The 4454-nt window shown below is 52.3% G+C and carries 4 protein-coding genes; all 4 read left to right on the forward strand.

What is annotated here, in order from left to right:
* The first annotated feature begins 467 nt into the window (after positions 1 to 467).
* On the forward strand, positions 468 to 1589 hold the full coding sequence (locus JUF11_RS12815) for an LCP family glycopolymer transferase (protein ID WP_204119903.1): 1122 nt from the start codon (positions 468 to 470) through the stop codon (positions 1587 to 1589).
* A 31-nt stretch (positions 1590 to 1620) separates the two neighbouring features.
* On the forward strand, positions 1621 to 2364 hold the full coding sequence (locus JUF11_RS12820) for a YveK family protein (protein WP_204119904.1): 744 nt from the start codon (positions 1621 to 1623) through the stop codon (positions 2362 to 2364).
* Positions 2365 to 2375: 11 nt separating this feature from the next.
* Positions 2376 to 3116: a CpsD/CapB family tyrosine-protein kinase gene (locus tag JUF11_RS12825; protein WP_204119905.1), complete on the forward strand. Its 741-nt coding sequence runs from the start codon at positions 2376 to 2378 to the stop codon at positions 3114 to 3116.
* Between the two features lie 193 nt (positions 3117 to 3309).
* Positions 3310 to 4305 (forward strand): aldo/keto reductase, encoded by a 996-nt coding sequence (locus JUF11_RS12830; RefSeq protein WP_204119906.1) that lies wholly within the window; start codon positions 3310 to 3312, stop codon positions 4303 to 4305.
* The last annotated feature ends 149 nt before the right edge of the window (positions 4306 to 4454 follow it).

Raw genomic sequence — 4454 nt, forward strand, 5'->3', positions numbered from 1 at the left:
TATGTTTGGCGATTTAATCATACGGGGAAGGTCTTCCCTTTTCAATTACTATTTACACAAAATATTGTACACTCCCGTTTTGCTTGATTAATTGAATCGTTTTCGTAAAGGGATATTTTACGAACGGAATATTGCTTAAACAAAATGGCTTTTTAAGGTAGAAAATGGCATGCACATGTGCCAAATACACCTGGTCAACTTTTTTCACAATAATTTAATTGACTGCCCCCAGACGGCGATTTTCATGCTATAGTAGGACGTATATCATTTTTCTTGCCCCGATTTCTGAAAATTGATGAGCTGACTGAGCCGTTGGTTTCTCTAAAAGTTAACGGTTAGCGGGGGATTCGAAATGGGGTAGGTCATGTTCTAAAGGCCAGGAGTTTTCGCCTTGACTTTTTGGCCAAATCGCATTATTTATGAACCAATCGGGAGTTTAAGTGTGTGTAAGGGGAGGCATTCGTTCTATGGCTAAAGAGCATCCTGACGATCCATTGTCGTCCTTGGTGCAGCCGCAACATCATCACCACCATCACCATCATGGTCATCACCACAAGCGGGAGTTTCATCTGTGGCGTTGGCTGGCAGGTTTTGCCCTGCTGGTGATTTTAGCCGTCGCCGGCGTGGCGGCCTATGCGTACCACGAGCTGCATAGCACCGTCGACCATACCTATATTCCGCTGCCGAAGCAGCAACAGTCCGATGCAACGTTGAAAAAAACGAAACCGATCAGCATCTTATTGATGGGAACGGATACCGGCGCGTTTGGGCGGGCCGAAAAGAATGGCCGCTCGGATACGATGATCGTTGCGACCTTGAATCCGGGGAACAAAACTACCACTATGATCAGCGTGCCGCGTGATACCATGGCGCAGATGATGGGTGACAAGGGCATCAACATCCAAAAGGTCAATGCTGCCTATAGCATCGGTGGCGCCACCATGGCGGTCGATACGACCTCTGCCCTGTTAGGCGTGCCGATCAACTACTACGCCGTCATCAACATGGGTGGTCTGGAGAAAATCATTGATGCGCTCGGTGGGGTGACCATTATCCCTTCGCTGACCTTCAACAACACTGGGTACTCTTTCACGCAAGGAAAGAGTACTAAGATGGATGGCCAGAAGGCACTGGCGTACATTCGCATGCGGTACAATGACCCACATGGTGATTACGGTCGGCAAGATCGTGAGCGTCAAGTGATCACTGCGGTCATCAAGGCAGCACCATCATTGAGTAACGTGACTAAGTTTACTGAGCTACTCAAGCAGGTGGAAGGCAACTTCCGGACGAACCTGACCTTCGACAACTTAGTTAACCTTTATCGGCATTACCGCGCGGCGGGTCAAAATGTCAAACAGGATCACTTGCAAGGCGTCGGTGCGTATCTGAATGGGTCTTCGTATCAAATCGCGCCGACTAGTGAGTTGCAGCGGGTGTCTGACTTGATCAATCAGAATTTGGACCGACCAAGCAAGAAACTGAACAACGAAGAGACCAGGCAAAATGCGCTCAATCCGAATTTTGATTGGACAGCGACTAATAGCAAGGTCAAGTACAAGGTGCAAGGGGCCGATCAGGTCAACTAACGCAAAACGTATTCATATTCAGGAGAAATCAATGGACGATGAAGTAATTAGTTTGGGCCAAGTCTTTGCCACGTTGCGCAAACACTTGGTGATGATCATCCTGACCACAGTTTTAGGGGGACTTATTGCCGGCGTTGTTACATACTTCGTGATGCAGCCGAAGTATGAGTCGACTACGATGGTTCTAGTCAACCGTAAGCAAACCACGGCGGCGGGGCAGTACAATGATTTGCAAACCGATTTGCAGATGATCAACACATATAAAGACATCATTACCAAGGATGTCGTACTTAAGCCGGTGCAAGAGAATTTGCAGCGCAAGGGTGTCGTGGTGGACAGCGTAGGGGCGCTGGCCAAGGATATCACCGTGACCAACAATGAAAATTCCCAGGTGATGAGCGTCACCGCCACCGCAGACGATCCTTATACGGCACGGTCGATTGCCAACGAAACGGCTAGTGTATTCCGCAAGAAGATCACGACGATTATGACTAACGCCAAAAATGTGTCGATCATCTCCCGCGGGACGTTGAATAAGACGCCAGTGAGCCCGCGCAAGCAACTGAATCTCGCTATTGGCCTGCTAGCAGGCCTTGTGTTGGGGATCCTGTTCGCCTTCGTACGAGAACTGACGGATCGAACCGTCAAGGATGCCGCGTTTGTTACTGATGTCCTGAACTTGCCATTGCTGGGGACCATCACGGATATTGAGACCCAAGGTAGCATTCGGTTAGGGACCGAGGGCTTGCAGACGAATGGCCGTTCGCGGCGTTAGGGGGGAAGAACATGGCATGGTTTAAACGTAAAAACAAAAAGGCCCTCGCTGATCGCAGTCTCAAACAAGGGGTCGCGTTAGTCACCAACTACGCACCCGATAGTCGTATTAGCGAGGAATATCGGACGCTGCGGACCAACATTTCCTTCTCTCAAGCCGATGGCGATATCAAAACCCTGGTCATCACTTCGGCCGCGGCGGCGGAAGGAAAGTCGACTGTCAGCTCTAATGTTGCGGTTACTTTTGCGAAGCAAGGGTTGAACACGATTTTGGTCGATTTGGATATGCGGCGGCCCGTGGTCAACGCCAGTTTTGGTCAACAGAACATCGGCGGGCTGGTCAAACTACTGACGACGGACGGCGAAAAGCTGGAAGAACAGCTGCCGTTGTACGCCAAACCGACACAGATCGAGAATTTGACCGTGTTGGTCGCGGGACCGACGCCGCCGAACCCGTCGGAATTGCTGGGTTCTAAGCGCATGCTGGCACTGTTGAAATACCTGCGTGAGCATTACGACCGCGTGGTGTTGGATACGCCGCCTGTGCTCAGCGTGACCGATGCGCAGATCGTCGCTGCCCATGCAGATGCGACGGTACTGGTGGTGCCATACGGGTTGGCCCAAAAGAAGTTCGTATTGCAGGCTAAAGATCTGCTGACGAAGGTCGATGCCAACATCATCGGCGTCGTCATGAACCGCATGCCGGCCCAAGGCGGGGCGGGCTACTATTACTACGGTGGCTATTACAAATAAGCGAATGTCGAAGTCCTTGCCGTTGCTGGTGAGGGCCTTTTTGCGCCTAGCCGTGGTGCCGAACGAGTTAAGTTGCGGGGAAGGCGGCACCCGAAATTGGCGTAACCACCACCGGATTTTGCGCTATACTAAAAGTAAGCGCCATCAATGCCGCAGGGTGCGGCGGCGATAGCGGCGTTAAGGAGGGATTTGTATGGAATATACAACACTTGGCCGGACCGGGCTGAAGGTCAGCCGGCTGGTTTTGGGCACGATGAACTTTGGGCCACGGACCAGTGAGGAAGACGCCGATAAAATCATGGATCGGGCCCGCGAGCTGGGCATCAACTTCTTTGACACGGCCAATGTTTACGGCCGGGGACCAAATCCTGATTCTCATGCTGGCTGGACCGAGGAAATCGTGGGCCGTTGGTTTGCCAAAGGGGATGGCCGCCGCAAAAGCACGGTGCTGGCCACCAAGGTGTACAACCCAATGAACGACGCGAGCTATGGCCCGAATGATCCGGCTGGGATTTCCGCCTACAAGATCAAGCGCAGCCTGAACGATTCGCTCCGTCGGTTGCAAACCGACCACGTTGAGTTGCTGCAGATGCACCATATCGACCATCACATCAACTGGGATGAGGTTTTGGGTGCTTACCAAGATGTCATTGCCCAGGGTAAGGTCGTTTACGCCGGGTCCAGTAACTTCGGCGCTCGGCACTTGGCCTTTGCGGCAGCCCACGCCCACGAGCGGCACTTCTTGGGGCTGGTTTCCGAACAGCACAAGTACAATTTGCTGACTCGCCTGCCTGAATTGGAACTGCTGCCGACGGTCAAAGACTTAGGCATGGGCCTGATCATTTGGAGCCCACTGGAGTCTGGCCAACTGGCGGAGAACATTTTGCACCCGACCGATCCGAATGGTCGCCGTGCGGAACAGAGCAAGCACCTCAGCGCTGCTCGTCGCGATCAACTGGCCCGGTTCGAGAAGCTGTGCCGGGAGCTTGGTGAGACCCAGTCGACCGTTTCCTTGGCTTGGTTGCTACAGAATCCTGTGGTCACCGCGCCGATCATCGTCCCTCGCACCATTGAGCAGCTGGAAAGTGCCGTCCACGCGCTGGATGTGCATCTGTCCGCCGATACGCTGGAAGAGCTCGACAACATCTTCCCACCGGTCGGTTCCGCGCCAGAAGCCTACGCTTGGTAATCAGCGCAGATTTGCTCACCTAAGCGGCATAAACTTGTAGTTAGTACAGTCCGTTCATTTGCAACGGGCTGTTTTTCTACCAGTAGTCAAGAGAAAGTTGATTTAATCAGCTTTCTCTTTTTCTTTGTCTTGATTTTGGACATAGGGAG

Origin of the sequence: Lacticaseibacillus suilingensis (genome assembly GCF_016861845.1) — a bacterium.
In the GTDB taxonomy this organism is placed as follows: Bacteria; Bacillota; Bacilli; order Lactobacillales; family Lactobacillaceae; genus Lacticaseibacillus; species Lacticaseibacillus suilingensis.

Excerpts from the sequence above, each read along its gene's own strand:
- JUF11_RS12830 (WP_204119906.1), top strand. The coding sequence starts at position 3,310 with ATGGAATATACAACACTTGGCCGGACCGGGCTGAAGGTCAGCCGGCTG.
- JUF11_RS12815 (WP_204119903.1), top strand. The coding sequence starts at position 468 with ATGGCTAAAGAGCATCCTGACGATCCATTGTCGTCCTTGGTGCAGCCG.
- JUF11_RS12825 (WP_204119905.1), top strand. The coding sequence starts at position 2,376 with ATGGCATGGTTTAAACGTAAAAACAAAAAGGCCCTCGCTGATCGCAGT.
- JUF11_RS12820 (WP_204119904.1), top strand. The coding sequence starts at position 1,621 with ATGGACGATGAAGTAATTAGTTTGGGCCAAGTCTTTGCCACGTTGCGC.